Source organism: Hymenobacter baengnokdamensis (genome assembly GCF_008728635.1).
Taxonomy (GTDB): Bacteria; Bacteroidota; Bacteroidia; order Cytophagales; family Hymenobacteraceae; genus Hymenobacter; species Hymenobacter baengnokdamensis.
The window spans coordinates 2428078-2447161 of record NZ_CP044285.1; the positions used below are offsets into that span (position 1 = coordinate 2428078).

At 60.2% G+C, this 19084-nt stretch carries 17 protein-coding genes and 1 riboswitch; of the genes, 9 read left to right on the top strand and 8 right to left on the bottom strand.

Annotated elements, in window-relative coordinates:
- Nucleotides 1-30 precede the first annotated feature (30 nt).
- Genes F6X24_RS10340 through F6X24_RS10350 form a run of 3 tightly spaced genes read right to left on the bottom strand, consistent with a single transcriptional unit; the run spans nt 31 to nt 3921 of the window.
- On the bottom strand, nt 31-2298 hold the full coding sequence (locus tag F6X24_RS10340; protein WP_151087923.1) for a xanthine dehydrogenase family protein molybdopterin-binding subunit: 2268 nt from the start codon (nt 2296-2298) through the stop codon (nt 31-33).
- A complete protein-coding gene (locus F6X24_RS10345; protein ID WP_151087924.1) occupies nt 2295-3320 on the bottom strand; it encodes an FAD binding domain-containing protein in 1026 nt (341 codons plus the stop codon). Before F6X24_RS10345 ends, F6X24_RS10340 begins: the two co-directional genes overlap by 4 nt.
- Nucleotides 3321-3333: 13 nt before the next feature.
- A complete protein-coding gene (locus tag F6X24_RS10350; protein ID WP_151087925.1) occupies nt 3334-3921 on the bottom strand; it encodes a (2Fe-2S)-binding protein in 588 nt (195 codons plus the stop codon).
- Nucleotides 3922-4212: 291 nt separating this feature from the next.
- Nucleotides 4213-4331, top strand: a riboswitch (SAM riboswitch).
- Between the two features lie 142 nt (nt 4332-4473).
- Here F6X24_RS10350 and F6X24_RS10355 point away from each other — a divergent pair.
- Nucleotides 4474-5691: a homoserine dehydrogenase gene (locus tag F6X24_RS10355; RefSeq protein ID WP_151087926.1), complete on the top strand. Its 1218-nt coding sequence runs from the start codon at nt 4474-4476 to the stop codon at nt 5689-5691.
- 272 nt (nt 5692-5963) lie between these two features.
- Here F6X24_RS10355 and F6X24_RS10360 read toward each other — a convergent pair whose 3' ends face one another.
- Nucleotides 5964-7712, bottom strand: coding sequence for a T9SS type A sorting domain-containing protein (locus F6X24_RS10360; protein ID WP_151087927.1), 1749 nt, complete (start codon nt 7710-7712; stop codon nt 5964-5966).
- 274 nt (nt 7713-7986) lie between these two features.
- Between F6X24_RS10360 and F6X24_RS10365 the strand changes: the two genes are divergently transcribed.
- The 3 genes from F6X24_RS10365 (at nt 7987) to F6X24_RS10375 (ending at nt 11628) form a co-directional block, all read left to right on the top strand.
- On the top strand, nt 7987-9021 hold the full coding sequence (locus tag F6X24_RS10365; RefSeq protein WP_151087928.1) for a Gfo/Idh/MocA family oxidoreductase: 1035 nt from the start codon (nt 7987-7989) through the stop codon (nt 9019-9021).
- Between the two features lie 170 nt (nt 9022-9191).
- Nucleotides 9192-10559 carry a Gfo/Idh/MocA family protein gene (locus F6X24_RS10370; protein ID WP_151087929.1) on the top strand — a complete coding sequence of 456 codons (1368 nt, stop codon included), beginning with the start codon at nt 9192-9194 and terminating at the stop codon, nt 10557-10559.
- Nucleotides 10560-10572: 13 nt separating this feature from the next.
- Nucleotides 10573-11628 carry a DUF6807 domain-containing protein gene (locus F6X24_RS10375; RefSeq protein ID WP_151087930.1) on the top strand — a complete coding sequence of 352 codons (1056 nt, stop codon included), beginning with the start codon at nt 10573-10575 and terminating at the stop codon, nt 11626-11628.
- 85 nt (nt 11629-11713) lie between these two features.
- Here F6X24_RS10375 and F6X24_RS10380 read toward each other — a convergent pair whose 3' ends face one another.
- A complete protein-coding gene (locus F6X24_RS10380; protein WP_151087931.1) occupies nt 11714-11992 on the bottom strand; it encodes a GNAT family N-acetyltransferase in 279 nt (92 codons plus the stop codon).
- 167 nt (nt 11993-12159) lie between these two features.
- On the opposite strand from F6X24_RS10380, the gene F6X24_RS10385 reads away from it, so the two are divergent.
- The 5 genes from F6X24_RS10385 to F6X24_RS10405 all read left to right on the top strand — a co-directional run bounded on the left by F6X24_RS10385 (nt 12160) and on the right by F6X24_RS10405 (nt 16940).
- Nucleotides 12160-12606, top strand: a complete 447-nt coding sequence (locus F6X24_RS10385; RefSeq protein ID WP_151087932.1) for a hypothetical protein — start codon at nt 12160-12162, stop codon at nt 12604-12606.
- Between the two features lie 5 nt (nt 12607-12611).
- Nucleotides 12612-12974, top strand: coding sequence for a hypothetical protein (locus F6X24_RS10390; RefSeq protein WP_151087933.1), 363 nt, complete (start codon nt 12612-12614; stop codon nt 12972-12974).
- A gap of 82 nt (nt 12975-13056) precedes the next feature.
- On the top strand, nt 13057-13623 hold the full coding sequence (locus F6X24_RS10395; RefSeq protein ID WP_151087934.1) for a hypothetical protein: 567 nt from the start codon (nt 13057-13059) through the stop codon (nt 13621-13623).
- A gap of 132 nt (nt 13624-13755) precedes the next feature.
- Complete coding sequence (locus F6X24_RS10400; protein ID WP_151087935.1) at nt 13756-13989, top strand: hypothetical protein; 234 nt, start codon at nt 13756-13758, stop codon at nt 13987-13989.
- A gap of 131 nt (nt 13990-14120) precedes the next feature.
- Complete coding sequence (locus tag F6X24_RS10405) at nt 14121-16940, top strand: S8 family peptidase (protein ID WP_151087936.1); 2820 nt, start codon at nt 14121-14123, stop codon at nt 16938-16940.
- A gap of 195 nt (nt 16941-17135) precedes the next feature.
- Here the strand turns inward: F6X24_RS10405 and F6X24_RS10410 are convergent, their stop codons facing one another.
- The 3 genes from F6X24_RS10410 to F6X24_RS10420 form a co-directional block, all read right to left on the bottom strand.
- The gene (locus F6X24_RS10410) at nt 17136-17432 is read right to left on the bottom strand and encodes a hypothetical protein (RefSeq protein WP_151087937.1); all 297 of its coding nucleotides are present in this window, start codon (nt 17430-17432) and stop codon (nt 17136-17138) included.
- 73 nt (nt 17433-17505) lie between these two features.
- Nucleotides 17506-18591, bottom strand: coding sequence for a class II fructose-bisphosphate aldolase (gene fbaA, locus F6X24_RS10415; RefSeq protein ID WP_151087938.1), 1086 nt, complete (start codon nt 18589-18591; stop codon nt 17506-17508).
- Nucleotides 18592-18751: 160 nt separating this feature from the next.
- Nucleotides 18752-18982: a hypothetical protein gene (locus F6X24_RS10420; RefSeq protein WP_151087939.1), complete on the bottom strand. Its 231-nt coding sequence runs from the start codon at nt 18980-18982 to the stop codon at nt 18752-18754.
- Nucleotides 18983-19084 lie beyond the last annotated feature (102 nt).

Genomic DNA, 19084 nt, shown 5'->3' on the forward strand with positions numbered 1-19084 from the left:
GAGGCGCTTTCTCTTTTACCTAACCACTACCTACAGCAGCTTGTCAATCGTCAGCGGCAAATCGCGCACGCGCTTACCGGTAGCGTGATACACAGCATTGGCTACGGCGGCGGCTACGCCGAGCATGCCGATTTCGCCCACGCCTTTCACGCCGAGCGGGTTGATGATGTCATCTTCCTCTTCGACGAAAACCACGTCGATGGTGTGGATATCGGCGTTGACCGGGATGTGGTACTCAGCCAGGTTGTGGTTCATGTAGCGGCCGTAGGTGTTGTCGATATGGGTTTCTTCCATCAGGGCCATGCTGATGCCCCAGACCGTGCCGCCCAGCACCTGGCTACGGGCGGTTTTGGGGTTGAGGATGCGGCCGGCGGCCACGGCGTTTACCACGCGGGTAACGTGCACGGTGCCGAGGTCTTCGTCCACTTTTACTTCCACAAACACCGCGTTGTGCGAGTGCATGGAGTATTTCAGCATGTTGAGGGGGTTGGGCTGCGCGCCCGACTCGGCCTCCACCTTGGCCTCGCTGCTGGCGGCTAGCACGTCCTGGATAGCCACCGATTTCTTGATGTCTTCGTTGGCGCGGATGTGGCCGTCGGCAAACTGCACGTCGTCAAAAGCCAAGCCTTTGAGCGGCGAGTTGTCCAGTTGTTGGGCCAGCTTGAGCAGCTTCTTGCCCAACTCCTGGCAGGTGGCCTGAATGGCCGAGCCCACCGAGGCGGCCGTCCAGGAGCCGCCCTGCACGGGGGAGAGCGGCAGCGTGGTATCGCCAAGCACCGAGGTCACGTTTTCGATGGGCAGGCCCAGGGTTTGGGCGGCTACCTGCGTCATGATGGTGTAGGTGCCGGTGCCGATGTCGTTGGAGGCGCTGCTCACCGTGAGGTGGCCGTCGGCGGTGAGGCTGGCCTTGGCGGCCGTTTTCTGCATGGAGGCATCCCAGCAGCCGGTGGCCATGCCGTAGCCCACGAGCAGGTCGCCGTCGCGCATCGAGCGGGGCTCGGGGCAGCGCTGGCTCCAGCCGAAGCGGGCGGCGCCTTCGCGGTAGCAGTCGCGCAGGCGCTTACTGCTGAAGGGCTTCTTCTCGGTGGGGTCGGTTTCAGTGTAGTTGAGCAGGCGGAATTCTAGTGGGTCAACACCGGCCGCATACGCCATCTCGTCCATCGCCGACTCAATGGCAAACGAGCCAGTGGCCGCGCCGGGCGCCCGCATGTCGACCGGCGAGAACACGTCGAGCCGCGCCAGCTCGTAGTCAAATTTCCAGTTGGGGCTCTCGTACAGGATGCCCGACCAGTTGACTACCGTCTCGGTAAAGTTTTCAAACTGCGAGGTTTCGGCCAGGGCCTTGTGCTCCAGCGATTGCAGGTGGCCGTAGTCGTCGGTGGCCAGCTTCACGGTTTGCAGCGTGTGGGGCCGGTGACCGAAGCTGAACATCTGCTGGCGCGTGAGCGACACGCGCACCGAGTGCTTGAGCTCCAGCGCCGCCAGCACCGCCAGAAACGCCTGGTACTGCGGCCGCAGGCCCGAGCCGAAGCCCCCGCCGGTGTACTTCGAAATTACCCGCGCCTCGTCCTTGCTTAGCCCGAAAATCTTGCAGATGTACTGTTGCACGTTCAGCGCGCCCTGCGTCTTATCGTAGATTTTCAGGTGCTTACCCTCGCCCAGCCACTCCACGGTAGTGGCGTACATCTCCATCGGGTTGTGGTGCTGGGTCAGGTGAATGTACTCACCCTCGTGCTGGTGCGGCGCTTTGTTGAACGCACCTTCGGCATCGCCCTTCGGCTTGGGCGGCGGCACAAAGCCATCCTTGCCTTTGGGTGCCGGAAAGCCTTGGGTGCGCTTCGTTTCGAGGTCGGTGTCGTGGGCTACGGCCTCATACTCAATGCGCAGCACCGAAGCCGCGTAGCGGGCCAACTCAAACGTCTCGGCCACTACCAGCGCCACCGGCTGCATATTAAAGAGGATTTCAGGCTCGTGCAGCGGCCGGAAGGGCGAGCCGCCGGGCGCCACATCGTCCTTATAGCTGCGGTCGAACCACGCCAGCGACGGCACATTCTCGTGCGAAAAAATCTGCTTCACGCCAGGGATAGCCAGCACGGGCGCGCTGTCAATTCTAGTGATTTTGCCCTTGGTAATGGGGCTGCTCACCACGTAGCCATACCATTGGTCGGGCACGTTGTACTCGGCAGCGTATTTGGCCGCGCCGGTCACTTTGGCCTTGCCCTCAAAGCGGCTGGTGGGCTTGCCAATATAGTCGGTACCCAGGCGCACAGTGGGCGGGGTGGCAATAGTCTGGCTCATGGGTTTGAATTCTGGAAAGCGTTGTCATTCTGCGAATAGTCCATTTCGGTGGCCTGCTTGAGCGCCCGCACGATGGCGCGCTTAGCCAGCTCGATTTTGAAGGTGTTGGAGCCGTAGCCTTTGGCCTCTTCTACTACCTTGGCGGCCACCTTGCGGAAGGTGTCGGCCGTGGCGGGCTGGCCTTTCAGCATGGCTTCGGCTTCCTTGTCGCGCCAGGGCTTGTGGGCCACGCCGCCCAGGGCTAGCCGGGCTTCTTTGATGGTATTACCATCCAGCTCCAGCGCCGCCGCCACGCTCACCAGCGCGAAAGCATAGCTGGCCCGGTCGCGCAGCTTGAGGTAGGTAAAGTTCTTGGCAAATCCCTGGGCCGGCAGGTCGATGCCGGTAATCAATTCGCCGGGCTTCAGGTTGTTATCCAGCTCGGGCGTATCGCCCGGCAGCCGGTGGAAATCCTCAAACTGGATGGTGCGCTCACCGTCCGGGCCGGCTACCCGCACCACGGCTTCGAGGGCGGCCAGGGCCACGCACATATCGCTGGGATGGGTAGCAATGCAGCTTTCGCTGGTGCCCAGAATGCCGCACACCCGGTTGTAGCCGCCAATAGCCGAGCAGCCGGTGCCGGGCTCGCGCTTGTTGCAGGGCGTGGCGAGGTCGTAGAAATAGTAGCACCGCGTGCGCTGCAACAGGTTGCCGCCATCGGTGGCCATGTTGCGCAGCTGCGGCGTGGCCCCGGCCAGAATGGCCTGGCTCAGCAGCGGGTAGCGGGCCTCTACCTCGGGGTGCCAGGCCGTTTCGGCGTTGGTGGCGAGGGCGCCCAGGCGCAGGCCACCTTCGGGGGTTTGTTCAATTTTGCCCAGCGGCAGTTTGTGCAAGCTGGTGAGGTGGGTGGGGCGGCTCACGTTTTCCTTCATCAGGTCGATGAGGTTGGTGCCGCCGCCCAGGTAGGCCGAGCTTTCGTGGCTGGCCTTATCGCGCACGGCTTCGGCAACGCCCGTGGCTTGGGTGAGGGTGAAACTATTCATAGCGCGTTGATTATTAGCTGACTGAGCTGGAGGTAGTTGGCTGAGCCGGAATCGTGACGAGGCGGCCGTTGTCCACCGTCACGCGGCCATCGTGCAGCACTTCCATCACCGCCGACAGGATATTTGGGTAAGCACCGCAGCGGCAGAGGTTGCCGCTCATCAGCTCGCGCACCTCGGCTTCAGTCTTGGCGCGGCCCTCATTTATAAGACCTTGGGCCGAGCAAATCTGGCCCGGCGTGCAGTAGCCGCACTGAAAGGCGTCGTGGTCGATAAACGCCTGTTGCAAGGGCGAGAGGTTTTCCTCGGTACCCAGCCCTTCAATAGTCTGAATGTCCGCGCCCTGATACACGGTGGCCAGGGCCAGGCACGAGTTAATACGCTTGCCTTCAACGAGAATGGTACAGGCGCCGCACTGGCCGTGGTCGCAGCCTTTCTTGGTGCCGGTGAGGTCCAGGTACTCGCGCAGGGCATCAAGCAGGGTGGTCCAAGGAGCAATTTTAATCGTGTGGTCCTGGCCGTTAACGTGCAGCGTCACGTCCTCGGCGGGCACCACGGCCGGCGGTATGCGGTCCAGCGGCTGTTGGGTGAAAGGTAAACTCATGTACTACTGAGACTAAATGAAACGAGCGATTTAAGCAGTTAAATAATACGGCTTAGCATGGGTTTGCGATGTTTTTAAAAAGTCTAAATAGGCTGGCTGCTATGAGGCTACTACCCTGGCAGGTAGCTTTATTACAAGTGAAAAGGCGAAAAAAAGAAGCTGATGCTTTTTATGAAAACCTGTTTTTTAAGCTGGTTTAGCAGGCTGAGGCTTACGGCTTCTTAGCTGGGCCGCCTACTTGCCCATGTCAGGGCTGCGCCTTTACCTTTGCGGCACGCTCCTTCACCGGAGCCCTTATCAAGAAAGGCGGAGGGACAGGCCCGACGATGCCTTAGCAACCAGTAGCGATACGAAGGTGCTAATTCCTGTTCCGAAACCCGGCCCCGGCCGGTTTCGGAAGCAGATAAGTTATAAGATGCCGGTTGCCGCCGTGGCGGTGCATGCTCTTCTGACTTGTCGGAAGGGCTTTTTTTGGCTCTTCCGGTGAGGAATATCTTGCGTTAGGGACGGGTGAGTAGGCGTGAATAATATTCACAAAATATTATATTAAACATGACCCGTACCGACCTCCACATTGGGCTTTTCGGCTTTGGCGTAGTGGGCCAGGGCCTGCACGCCGTGCTGGCCCGCACGCCCGGCCTGCGCGCCCGCATCGGCCGCATTGCCGTCAGGAGCCGCACCAAGCCGCGCCCGCTGCCCGCCGAGCTGTTCACCTTCGATAAAAACGACCTGCTGGGCGACCCGGCCCTGACGGTAATTGTGGAGCTGATAGACGACGCCGACGAAGCCTATCTGATTGTAAAAGAGGCGCTGCTGCGGGGTAAGGCCGTGGTCACGGCCAATAAGAAGATGCTGGCCGAGCACCTGCCCGAGCTCATTGCCATTCAGCAGCAAACCGGCACGCCCTTGCTCTACGAGGCGGCCGCCTGCGCCAGCCTGCCCGTTATCCGCAACCTGGAGGAATATTATGATACCGATTTGCTGGAATCGGTGGAAGGTATTATCAATGGCTCGACCAACTACATTCTCACGGCTATGCACCGCGACCGGCAGCCCTACGCCGAGGCGCTGGCCCGCGCTCAGGCGCTGGGCTTTGCTGAAAGCAACCCGGCCCTCGACGTAGAGGGGCTCGATGCCCGCAATAAGCTGGTGCTGCTGCTGGCTCACGCCTTTGGGCTGGTGGTGGCCCCTGCCGATTTGCTGGCCGTGGGTATTACGGCTATCAGTGAGCTGGCCACGGCCTATGCCCGCGAGCAGGGACTGATAATCAAGCTGGTAGCGGAGGCGCGGCGCCTGCCGGGCGGCAGACTGGCGGCGGGCGTGCTGCCCACGCTGGTGCGCCCCGGCCACGAGCTGGCGCAGGTGCACGACGAGTTCAACGGTCTCATAACCCAGAGCACATTTGCCGACCGGCAGTTTTTTCTGGGGCGGGGGGCGGGAGCTTTTCCTACCGCTTCGGCCGTGCTCAGCGACTTGTCGGCCCTTACCTATGGCTACCGCTATGGCTACAAGAAAATTCAGCAGAACGCCCACCTCGCCCTCGCGCCCGATGCGGCCGAAGTAGAGGTGCTGGTGACATTCGACGAGGCCAATGCGCCTGCCGAAGCCGACTTCTCGGCCGTGCACGAGCAGTTTCGGTCGGCGCAGCGCGGCAACTACCTAACAGGCACTATCGGCCTTGGGCAGCTGGCGCGGGCGGCGTGGCTGCGCCGGCCGGGCGTGAGCGTGGTGCGGCTGGCCGGGCCGCTGCGGGCTACTATGGCGCCATAGTAGCCCGGTTTAAAGCAGGTTGCAAGTCAGGGTACAGGTTGAGCGCGGCGGGCTGCCGGCTTTTAGCCGGCTGTCCGCTCGTTGGCTGAACAAGCGGTGTGAACGATGAGCGAACAGCCGGCCAAAAGCTGGCAGCCCACTCATACGTTAACCTGAAAGATGCGTTAAACAACTCGAATGAGACTGCCCAGCTTGCGAAGGTGCTAAAAAAGAGGGTTCGCCGGCTGGCTAAGCAGCGGCGAACCCTCCGGTAAGCGTTGAGCCTTGGGTTGCTATTCGGTCTTCACAAACTTCACCGACAGGCGCTGAGCGCCCGGCGCGGCCTGGTACACGAGCAGGTAGTTGCCGGTCGCCAGCTGGCGCACGTCGAGCTGCGTCTGGCTGGTGCCGGGCTGGGCCACTACTGTGCCAACCAGCCGGCCTTCAAAGCTATAGATAGTGAAGCTGCCCGCCGCGCCGGACTGGGCCGGGTGCGTTACCGTGATAGACTGCCCGGCCTGCGCAGGGTTGGGGTACACCTGGAGCAGGTCGCTGGCGCTGGCTTTGTGCGTGCTTAGCACCGTGGCGGCTACCAGGCCATTGAGGTAGTTTTCGAGGTTGGTATAGCCGTTGGCCGCGATAAATGCGCGGTCGGCCGGGTCGTTGGGGTTCAGGCTGTTGGCGGTTTCGTAGGCGTCGGGCATACCATCGTGGTCGGTATCGACGGGGGCCGGGGTATTGCAGTTGAGAATATCCCAGGCGCCTTTCGAGTTGGCGTAGGCTGTGCCGTGCGGGTAGCCGCCCTGCACGTCGATGATACGACCCGTGCGGTCCTTTACTTCCTGAATAATGCGGGTATCCACCGGGTCGCGGGTGGGCAGCGTGCAGCCCGCGCCCGCCAATACCGACGCATAGGCGGCAGCCGCCGTTTGAGTTGGCAGCGCATAGCTCTCAATAGCAAACGGCACCAGCACCTTCGACTGCACAGTATCGGCCATGGTGCCGCCGCTCATGGCTGCGCCATACCAGTTGTGGCTGGTTACGAAAGCCGAGTTATCGACGTAGTTGCCGCTCAGATAATACTTGCCGTAGGGGAGTATCGGGCTGCTGGTTTGCTTATAAGGATTGATAATCATCGAGCGCACCGACACGCCCGAGCTACTGCCGGGGTTGGTATTGGGGCCGTATTTATAATAGTTATTCACTATATTATAATTGCCGCCTTCCCCGCCGTTGGTGGTGTAGCTGCCCCAGTCGTAAATCACGTTGTTGACAAACTCCGCATTTTCCTGGCCTGCCGTGTAGGGCGACAGGTTGCGCGAGCCGTCGAAACGGGGGTTGCGGCCCTGCATGTGCGCCAGCAGGTTGTGGTGAAAGGAGGCGTGCCGCCCACCCCAGATGCCGCCGTAGCCGTGGTGCTCAAAATCCGTGTCGCCGGTTTCGAAGTGGTATGAGTAGTTCAGCCCCTCGCTGATGAGGTTCCATTGCAGCGTAGTATTGTCGCCCTTGTAGCAGGTAAACGACTCATCATCGCCCCAGCTAAAGGTGCAGTGGTCTACCACCAGGCCGGTAGTGCCCGAGATGGCATCGAAGGCATCTTCGTCGCCGCTGCCATTGACCATGCCCAGGTTCTGGTACTGGTCGCCGAGGCGGAAGCGCATAAAGCGCACAATCACGTTGTTGCCCTTTACATTGCTTTGCTTATCGGCTACGCAGATACCATCGCCGGGGGCAGTTTGGCCGGCCAGCGTCGTATTGGCCGGAATGCTCAGCTGCGAAACCAGGTGAATGGTGCCGCACACCCGGAACACCACCGTGCGGCTCGGATACGTGCCCGACAAAGCCTGCCGCAGGCTGCCTGCCCCCGAGTCATTGAGGTTGGTTACCTCCAGCACCGTCGTTGGCACTGCCGTGCTGCCTCGCCCGCCAGTAGTATACTTGCCGGCCCCTTCGGCCCCCGGAAACGCGGGTAGCTGCGCGGCCACTGGCCCGGCTAGCAAGCAAAGCAGGCCTAGCCCGGCGGGCCGGGAAAGGGAAGGCAAAAGACGGGAGGCGTAGCGCTGACTCATGGGCATAAAACAGATAGGAACCGGCTGCAGGCAGCCGGAAATTGGACTAAGGGAGTATAATATTAACCAGGGTCTGCCTCGAAAAAATGAGGGTTCCCGGCTTTTTTTGCGCAAACGATGCCGGTAACGTTGCCACCCGGCCAGTTGCGGGTAGTTCTCACTGCCGGCGGGGCCGTAAGCGCGGTGTAGCCGGAATTGGAATCCGGGGTGCGGGTAGTATCCTTCCGCTGGCCGGGTATATTTGGGCATGACGCCTTCTGTTTCTTTGCCCATTCCGGCCGGACTGCTCGCCTATGGCATGTCCGGCAAGCTTTTTCACGCTCCTTTCCTAAGTCTGCATCCCGGCTTCGAGCTGCGCTCGGTGGTGGAGCGTACCGAGCAGCGCATGGCGGCCGATTACCCGGCCATCAAAAGCTACCCGAGCACGCAAGCCCTGCTCGCCGACCCCAGCCTGGAGCTGGTAGTAGTAAATACGCCCAGCGACTCTCACCACGACCTGACGCGCCAGGCCCTGCTGGCCGGCAAGCATGTGCTCGTCGAAAAGCCGGTAGCTACTTCCGTGGCGCAGTGGCACGAGCTGGTGGCGCTGGCCCGGCAGCAGGGCCGGCAACTGATGGCCTACCAGAACCGCCGCTGGGACACCGACTTTGGGGCCGTGCGCCGCGTGGTGGAAAGCGGCCAGCTGGGCCAGCTTATCGAGGTGCATTTTCGCTACGACCGCTTTCGGCCGGTGCTGCACACCAAGGTTTTCAAGGAAGATGGCCGCCCCGGCTCGGGCCTCGTGTACGACCTGGGGCCGCACCTGCTCGACCAGGTTATCAGCTTGTTTGGTAGGCCCTTGTCGTTTGAGAAAACCAGCGGGAGCTACCGGCGCGGCTCGCAGGTGCCCGACTTTTTTTCCATCCAGCTGCGCTACCCCCAGGGCCTGAACGTGTGGGTAACGGCCAGCCTGCTCGTGGCCGACGCCGGCCCGGCCTTCGTGCTCAATGGCACGCTGGGTAGCTACCGCAAGGAGCGCACCGACCCCCAGGAGCCGCAGCTGCTGGCCGGCATCAAGCCCGGCGACGAGGCCTACGGCCGCGAGCAGCCCGGCCAGGAAGGCCGCCTGGTGCTGGCTGACCCGGCGGGCCACAACCACGTGCTGCCTCCCGTGGCCGACCCCGCCGCACCCAGTACCTACCTGGGGCTGTTTGAGGCAGTGTATCAGACTATTCGCCACGGCCAGCCCTACCCGATTACGGATGAGCAGCTGACCTGGCAGCTCGAAATACTCGAAGCTTAGGAAGTCATTTGCTGGTGCCAGTCAGCAAGCGCCGGTCCTAAAGTCGGGAATGTAGCGGGCTGCCGGCTTTTCGCCGGCTGTCCGCTTCGTTCACTTCTCAGTCAGCAAGTTGCTTTTCGTAGATAGTTTGTATTCATAGAGATATTACAACATTTAACCTTTCCCCACCCATGCTTACCAACGATACGCCGCGGCGTCTTTTTCTCAAACAAGCTGCCCTGGCCGGTGCCGGGGCGCTGGTGGCGCCGCACCTGGCGTGGTCGGCCAGCAGCTACAAGCGTATTATCGGGGCCAACGACCGCGTGCGCGTGGGCGTGGTCGGCTTCTCCGACCGGCACCGCAGCTCGCACATTCCCAGCTTTATGAACCACTGCAAGGAGCTGAACTTTGAGGTAGTGGGCGTGTCCGATATCTGGAAAAAGCGCCGGGAGGAAGGGGCCGCCATCTGGAAGGAGAAGATGCAGCGCGACGTGGTGGCCTACCGCAACAACGAGGAGATGTACAGCAAAAAGGCGGTGGACGCCGTGTTTATCAGCACCGCCGATTTTCAGCACGCGCTGCACGCCATTGAGGCCGTGCAGGCCGGCTGCGATGCCTACGTCGAGAAGCCCTTTGCCGAGACGATGGCCGACAACCGGGCGGCGCTCAAGGCCATCAAAGGGTCGAAGCAGATTGTGCAGATTGGCTCGCAGCGCCGCAGCGGCGACAACTACCGCGCGGCCGAAGCGTTTATCAAGTCGGGTAAGTTTGGCGATATTAAGATGGTAGAACTGACCTGGAACGTGAACCAGCCCGGCCGCTGGCGCCGGCCCGACCTGGTGCCCCAGCTCAAGGAAGCCGACACCGACTGGAAGCGCTACCTGATGAACCGGCCCGCCGAAGCATTTGATGCGCGTAAATATCTGGAATTCCGACTTTTCTGGCCCTATTCTTCCGGGCTGGCCGGGCAGTGGATGAGCCACCAGATTGATACTGTGCACTGGTTTACGGGCTTGCAGCACCCGCGCAGCGTGGTGGCCAACGGCGGCATTTATATGTGGCAGGATGGCCGCCGCAACTGGGATACCCTCACGGCGGTGTTCGACTACGGCCCGGCTCAGGATATGACCCACGGCTTTCAGGTCACGTTCGGCTCGCGCATGGACAACGGCGACGAGCATCCGGCCGAAATCTACTATTCTAACGGCGGCGAGCTGAACCTGAATACCAATACGATATCGCCCCGCGGCGGCCTCACCCAGAAATTTGCCGAAGCCATGCACATGCAGCCATTTTTGCTGCCCGAAACCAACCTGGGCAATGCCGAAGCCGTTATTGCCTCAGCCAATACCGGCGGCGATAAGCTGACTTCCAACCACGTACGCAACTGGATGGAGTGCGTGCGCAGCCGCCAGACGCCCCACGCACCGGTGGAGGCCGGCTACAGCCACTCCATTGCCACCATCATGACCAATGCGGCCGTGCACACCGGCCAGAAGGCCACCTTCGACGAGAAAACCCAGGAAGTGATGGTGGGCGGAAAAGCGTTCATGTATTAATTATTAATTATATATGAAAAAAATAATATCATCCGGTGCTTTACTGGCTGCTGTAGTAGCTTGCTTGCCGGCCCAGGCCCAAAAAGCCGAGCCCGTGCGCGTAGTGAAGGCCGGTACGGGTAAAAAGATAGATGTGTACGTCGGCAAGCAGCTGTTTACCAGCTTCCTGTATCCCGATTCGCTCGAAAAGCCGGTGCTTTATCCGCTGCGGGCGGCCGATGGAAACGTCGTAACGCGGGGCTTTCCGCTTCAGCCCAAGGCAGGCGACCCGACCGACCATCCGCACCACATCGGGCTGTGGTTTAATTACGAGAACGTGAACGGCCTCGACTTCTGGAATAACTCCTACGCCATTCCGAAGGAAAAGAAAAACGCTTACGGCTGGATTAAAACCGACCGCATCCTTACTACCAGCAGCGGCCCCACCGGCGTGCTGGCCTACCATGCCAACTGGACCAACCAGGCCAATGAGGTGCTGCTCGAAGAAACCACCCGCTTCGAGTTTAGCGGCACCGGCCGGGCCCGCACCATCGACCGCGTGACGACGCTGAAAGCCGTGGTGCCCGTCACCTTCAACGACGCCAAGGATGGCTTGCTGGGCCTGCGCCTGGCCCACGAGCTGCAAATGCCCAGCACCCAGGACCAGAAATTTACCGATAGCAAAGGCATCGTAACGGTGGTGAAGGCCGGTACCGACCACGTGCCCAACGGCAGCTACCTCACCAGTGCCGGCAAGCGCGGCAACGATGCCTGGAGCACCCGCGGCGTGTGGTGCAAGGTGTTTGGCAAGATGGGGGCCGACTCGGTGAGCATCGCCATTATCGACCATCCCGGCAACCCGAACTACCCGACCTTCTGGCACGCCCGCGGCTACGGGCTGTTTGCGGCCAACCCACTGGGCGAGAAGGTTTTTACCGAAGGAAAATCAGCCAAAAACCTGCGACTGGAAAAAGGCGAATCCGCCACGTTTCGCTACCGCATTCTGATTGACGACGGCAGCAAAACGCTATCGAGCCACCAGCTGGACGAGGAAGCAGCGGCTTTCGCCAAAAAAAAATACGGCCAGTAAATAGGAGTTGAGAGTAAAGAGTGAAGAATAAGGAATTAAAAACCCGAGACTTACACAAAATCTTCACTCTCAAATCTTCACCCGGCTAGGCGTCTAAAATAGCCGCGTATTCGGCCTGGTGGCGCTGCACGAAGCCGGCCACAAACGGACAGCTGGTGCGCACGCGCAGGTGGTGCTGCCGGGCATAGGCCAGGCCGGCGCGGGCCAGCTCGTCGGCCTGGCCCTGGCCGCGCTGCCTTTCAGGTACAAAGGTGTGGGTGAAGTCGATAACGCCCGGAGCGGGCAGTGTATAAGCCAGCTCGGCCGGGTCGTCGTTCTGGCCAGTAGTAAATGATTGACTAACAAGGTCGTGGTGAATGGCCATGCGAATAGGGGAGCGGAATAAAGCGGGTGATAAGAAGCCTGTGTACGTAGCCGGGCCAAAAAATGCGGGAGGCAATGCTACGATTCAGCAACGCGAACCCGAAAAGAAGAGTAAACACTACTCCGGGCCCGGCCCGGCTGTTTACCGAACATCTTTCTTTTCCTCCCATGAATACCAATTCAGCTTCGACTTCGGCAGACGACGACAACCAATTGCCCGAGGGCCAGCGCGAGCGCGCCGCGCCGGCTCATCTTACGCCCGATGAGGCCGCTACTCAGGCTCAGGCTGGCACGCCGCAATATGGAGACTTTGGCAAGCCCGAGTACACCGCGGCGGGCAATGCGCCCGGCACCGGCCGCAACGGCTCCAACGACAACCCCGACGAGTTCAGCGAGGTGCGTAAGCCCGAAGATGCGGCTAAAGCACCAGCAAACCCCGGTGACCAGCGCGGCCACACCACCCAAAATCAAAACCCGGCCGCCGTGCACGCCGCCCGCCACGCCGACACCGACGCGCAGCGCGCCGCTTGGGCTGACGATGACCCGCGCTATGCCGGTGGCAAGCCCGAGGCTACTTACCAGGACGACAACGACAAGGAACACGATAAAAACTAGCTCTTATGGCAACTGCTCCCCAACCCGCCGCCGGCAACAACGAAAACCGTAAGGCAGCCGCTACGGCCACTACCGACGCGCAAGCCGACCGCTCTGCTAACGCCCGCACTGCCACTGAAAAGGAATCGGATAGCTTCCTCGACCGCGAAACCGCCGGTCAGGTATTCGACGAAAACGACAGTGGCCAGCAAATGGCCGACCAGATGGATGATTCGATGCGCTCAGAAATGCAGGCGCCGGTGGGTGCCGCGCCAGCCTCCGACGAGAATGTGCCCACCGAGCTGTCGCGCCCCAGCGAGGCCAACTTTACGTTGCCCGAAATGCAGCACCAGGGTAAAAACCTGACCGCTGAAGGCGACGCCGACTAAACCAGCTTCATAACAAGTAAGTCTTCAAAAGAGCCTGTGACCTTAGGGACGCAGGCTCTTTTGTATCCAGCCTGCTTTATCTATGCCCGTACTGCCGCCCGCCCTACGCCGCGCCTTGCTCGACCTGCCACAGAAAGAGAAAGACCAGCTGCTGGCCCGCCTGGTAGCCCAGGATGCCTTGCTGACCGAGCAGCTGACTTACCGCCTGCTCGAAGGGCCTGATGCCCTGGCCAACCGCCGGGCTGCCCTGCGCAAGCAGGTAGACGACCCCGTGCGCGGCTACCACCAAACGCCTAATGACCTGCTCGTTATACTGCGGCAGCTGCAAGCGCGGCTGGCCTACCATGCCCGGATTACGCAAGATGCCTTTGGGGAAGTAGAGCTGAGCCTGCGCCTGCTGACCAACGTATTTGAGCACCAGCCCGCGCTGGTGGCGCAGCTGCACGGGCCCACCCAGCCCCTGCTTCAGCACCTGGTGCGCCGGGCGCAGGAAACGCTGAGACAGGCTGAAAAGCTGCATCCCGATTATCACCTGGAGCTGGCCGCTACTACCAATACTGTGTTGGCCGGCTTGTTTGGCTCGGGCGCGGCGCCGCTGGCCCGCGAGGCTGGGCTGCCAGCTCGGGTAGCCTGGGGTAACTCAGACTAGACTGACAAGCCAAGTGTATTCAGCAAGTTAGCCCCAAGCACTACCAGCATGCCTGGGAAACAAGCCGCCGCTTACTCGCGTAAACAACCCGTCGGCTATCGACTGTCTGGTGGCCCTTTTGCTGCTTCTCCCATGAAAACCATCGTTTTATTCCTGCTTAGTGCCTGCCTGCTTTCAGCGCAAGCCGCTACGGCTGGCCGCCGGCCCAAGGCCCGCGACTTTGCCCGCACCAACGACGCCAAAAACCATAATGCCCACATGCGGTTTAGGCACAATCCTCATCCACTGCCAATGATAGATTTAAAAGCGCACAATGCCGGGAAATTCAAAACGGTACGCGCGAATAAGAACTATAAGTTTGAATAAGCTGTGTTTGTAAAAAAAGGCAGCCAGCCCCAAAGGCTGGCTGCCTTTTTTTACGTAGGTAACCAACCGGTGATAACCGGTCTGAGTGGTACTTTTACGAGTATTCTTTTTCCTGAATATTATCTGATTATATGAGATTACTTAGTACTCTGTTATGGCTTGCTCTACTGGCTGGTGCCGGGGCAGTAATGGCGGCTCCGCCCACGCTGCCGGGCCGGCTGGTATTTAAGCTGCGGGCGGGCGGCGCTGCCCCGACTGCCGAGCTTGATGCCGTGCGGGCAGCTTTGCAATCGTTGCAGGCTACCGGCCTCACGCAAAAGTTTCCCCTTAGCCTGCCTCCCAATCCTGAGCAGCCAGGCGGCGTTGACCTGCGCCGGGTATTTGAAATAACCGTGCCGCCTACGTTGAGCCTGGCTAAGGCGCGCGCCGTTCTGCTGGCCAGCGGCGTAGTAGAATACGTAGAGCCGCTTTATATAAGGCAGCCGCTATATGTGCCCAATGACCCGCTTGCCGACTCAACTACCGGGGCCCAGTATTACTTGCGGCTGATTAATGCCTACCGCGCCTGGGATTTTACCAAGGGCGATACCAGCATGGTCATTGGCATGACGGATACCGGCATTCGCTACAGCCACGAAGACCTGCGCCACCAGGTGAAATATAATTATGCCGACCCTATCAACGGGAAAGATGACGACGGCGATGGCTATATCGACAATTTTCGGGGGTGGGATTTTGCCAATAATAATAACGACCCGCTCTACGAGGGCGTGGTGGCCCACGGCTCGCTAACCTCCGGGGTAGTGGCCGGGCAGGCCGACAATGGCAAGGGTATTGCCGGCGTAGGATTCCGGTGCAAGTTTTTGCCGCTGCAAATATTTTCTGACGTCGGGGTGGCGGCTTTTGGAGGGTATGAGGCCGTCGTGTATGCAGCCGACCACGGCTGTAAGGTTATTAATATGTCGTGGGGCGGGGCGGGCGGCTATTCGAGCTTCGAGCAGGATGTATGCACGTACGCGGCCGTAAACCGCGACGCAGTGCTGGTAGCGGCGGCCGGAAATACGCCCAATGACCTCTTGTTTTACCCTGCTTCCTACGACCACGTACTGTCGGTATCGGCCACCGATGGTGCCGACGCGAAAGCCAGCTTTGCTACCTACAGCCACCGCGTAGACCTGGTGGCGCCGGGTATCAACATTTTCTCGACCTATGGCTGGAATGTGCAGCTGGCGGCCGATTCAGTAGATACCGATTACTGGCGCTCGTCGGGCACTTCCTTTTCTGCTCCGCAGGTGTCGGGAGCCGCCGCCCTGGTGCGGGTCAGGTTTCCGCAGCTCACGTCCGAGCAGGTAATGGCGCAGCTGCGCCAAACTGCCGATGCCAGTATCTACAAATTGCCGGCCAACGCAGCTTACCAGGGCTACCTGGGTACGGGCCGCCTGAACGTGGGGCGGGCAGTTGCTGCCCTTAACCAGCGGGAAGCCCGGGTAGTGCGCAGTGTCATGCTGCCGCCCAGCGCCGCAGGGTATGCGCCCGGTGATACCTTTCAGCTGGTAGCTACGGTGCGCAACCTGCTGTTGCCCATCGTCGGCCTCAAAGTAACCTTAACCTCGCTTTCTCCTTACGTGGCTGTGCGCCAGGGGCTGTTTGAGGCAGGCAGCCTGGCTACGCTGGCCGAAACCGACAACAAGGCGCTGCCTTACTGGCTAACGGTAGCGGCTACCGGTGTGCCAGTAAATACAACGGCCACTTTACGCTACCATTTTACGGGCGATAACGGCTATCAGTCAGACCAATACGTAGACGTTACTCTGAATCCGGACTACGTGCAGCTCAATGCCGGCGACCTCTCGCTGACCCTGACCAGCCGCGGTAGCCTGGCCTACGATGACCTTGCCGGCACGTTGGGCCAGGGCGTCAGCTACCGCAACAGCATACCGCTGCTTAGTGAGGGGGGGCTGCTGCTCGCTACTTCACCTACCCGCGTCTCAGACCGCCTGCGCAGCACCAACGGCGGGGCGCGCCAGTCGTTTTATACCCTGGCTCAGGTGAGGCGCCTGGCCCCCGGCCCCCGCGCCGACCAGGAGGCCTACGGCGTATTTCGCGACTCGCTGCCCACTGCGCAGCAGCCACGCTCGGTGGGAGTACGTATTCGGCAGCATGGCCAAAGCTGGGCCGCGCCCGCCGCCCGCCGCAACGTTATTTTGCTCAGCTATTCCTTGCAAAATCTTACTGCCGACACCCTTAAGCCCCTGTATGCCGGCTTATTTACCGACTGGGACCTGCCCGGCGCCCCGGCCCGCAACGTAGCCCGCTGGGATTCGGTCAACCGCGTAGGCTATTGCTTCGACCCTGTAGCGCCAGTCGTGTACACCGGCATTCAGGTTCTGGGTACTGGCCCGGCCGGCGTATACTCTATTGATAACCAGGCGCCCAAATCCAGTCCCATCTATTTTGGCGATGGGTTTAGCCCTGCCGAAAAATACCTGGCGCTCAGCGGGGGCTTCGGGCGGGCCCACCGCGAGGCCGGCACCCTGGCTGCCGGCACCGACGTATCGCAGGTAGTAAGTACGCTGCTGACCCGGCTGGCTCCCGGCGACTCCGCCACCATAGCGTTTGCCGTGCTGGCTGCCCCTACGCTCGCCGAGCTGCAAACTGCGGCCCAGGCCGCCACTGCCACCTACCAGCAGGTACTGGCGGCCCGGCCGGCGGCCGGCCCGGCCGCTTTCTGGAAGCTCTATCCTAATCCGACTAATGACCGGCTGCAAATTGAGCTGCCCACGACGCTGGGAGCGGTTATGGCTCAGGTGTTTGACAACATGGGCCAGCAGGTGCTGGCGGCCCCGTTGCGGGCCGGTGGCGGCGAGTTGAGGCTGGCAGGCCTGGCTCCGGGCCTGTACGTAGTGCGAATAGCCGGCACCAGCCTGGGGCAGCGGGTAGAACGGGAGTAGCGTCTGCTCGGGCCGGCCGCGACCAGTCTGAATGTAAAAAGCCGAACTCGGGAGAGTTCGGCTTTTTTGCTGAAAATCAGCGCAAAATAGAGCGGGTAAAAAACAGTTGGCAGGTGTTGGATAAGCCTAGCCAGGTGCAGGTGCCTGATAACGAATACCTGAGAACGCCTGTGCTTTTGACCGAGTACTAATTAACTAATAGCTGGACCCCGACTTCGTAGCTGCGCTGTCTTTCTTCATCCCTTTGTGGTGCATTTTCATGTCGCCTTTGCGGGGGCGGGTCGTGGCCTTCATGGTGTTGCCGGCGGCGTCTTTGCCTTTCATCTTCATTTTGCCGTCGTCACCCACCTTGGTTTTAACAGTCATGCCATCGGCTTTGGAGATGGTTTTATCGCCGCCGTCTTTGGTAACCGTGGTGGGCGAGGTTTGCGCCTGGGCCGAAGCTGCAACGAATAAGCAGAGAGCTACTGCAGAAAAAAGAGTCTTTTTCATAATCAGAAGTGAAAAAATGATGTGGCGGCTATACGCATAGCCGTCGAGCTAAGTTTAGGCCGCCGCCCGCCGCCTAGGGCCGGCGATTCACGGCATTCAGGTCCTCAAAGGCCTGCTTGAGGCGTGTTACGAACGTTTTTTCGCCTTCCCGCAGCCACACGCGGGGGTCGTAATACTTTTTGTTGGGCGCGTCGGGGCCGGTAGGGTTGCCAATCTGGCCTTGCAGGAAGCCTTCGTTTTTCACGTAGTACTTCTGAATCCCTTCCCAGAAAGCCCACTGCAAATCAGTATCAATATTCATCTTGATAGCGCCGTAGCTGATAGCTTCCCGAATTTCCTCCTGGCTCGAGCCCGAGCCGCCGTGAAATACAAAATCAATAGGCAACGCCTCGGCGATGTTGTGCTTCTGACGCAAATGCTCTTGCGAATTGTGCAGAATCCTGGGTTGCAGCTTTACATTGCCCGGCTTGTACACGCCGTGTACATTGCCAAAAGCCGCCGCGATGGTAAAGCGCGGGCTTATTTCGCTGAGCTTCTCATAGGCATAGGCTACTTCCTCGGGCTGCGTGTAGAGCTTGGCGCTATCCACATCCGAGTTATCGACGCCATCTTCCTCCCCGCCGGTTACGCCCAGCTCAATTTCCAGCGTCATGCCGATTTTGGCCATGCGCGCCAGGTACTTCTGGCAAATTTCGATGTTCTCCTCAATCGGCTCTTCCGACAGGTCGAGCATGTGCGAGCTATACAAGGGCTGACCGTGCTCGGCAAAAAACTTCTCGCCGGCCTCCAGCAGGCCATCAATCCAGGGCAGAAGCTTTTTAGCGGCGTGGTCGGTGTGCAGAATCACGGGCACGCCATAGGCCTGCGCCATCAGATGTACGTGCTGCGCGCCCGAGATGCCGCCCGCGATGCTGGCCTGCTGCTTGTCGTTGGCCAGGCCCTTACCGGCAAAAAACTGCGCGCCGCCGTTAGAAAACTGAATGATTACCGGCGAGTTAAGGTCGCGGGCCGTTTCAAGCACGGCATTCACAGTGTCGGTGCCGGTTACGTTCACGGCGGGCAGGGCATAGCCGTTAGCCTTCGCGTGTTGGAAAAGGGCCTGCACTTCGTCGCCGTGCAGCACGCCGGCCCGCAGGCCGGTCAGGGTGGATGTTGCCATGTTTGGAAAGGCGCGGCGCTAAGGGTGCCGCGCTGCAAAGAAAACAGCCAGGCCGCTGTTTTGGCATCAAGCCCCGAAATTCGGGGCTGAAGTCCGCCGCGCCTTAGCTGCAGGCCAATGCTTGCAGCTAAGGCGTAGAGTACGAAAAGCTACGCTAAAATCAAGCAGCATTGGCTTCGTGCTTAGCAGCTGATTCCAGGTAATATACAACCTCGTCAATGGTGAGCCGGCCTCTGGAGTACAAATCAAGCGCCTGTTGCTGAGAGGGTTTTACCAGAAATGGAATGCCGTTGGTATAGAAAATAATGGCTGCTACAAGTCGCTGGCGGCTCTGCTCAGTAGCAGGGGAACAAACTTGTAAGGGTTGAATAGAGCGGGTGGGAAAGTTCATAAGTTAAAGTTAGTGCCCGCGGTCCGTTTTTTTGTGCTGGTTTTGTGCAATTATTTTAAATCTTACTACCTATGGTGCCGGGCCAGGCAGCAGAGGCGTCGC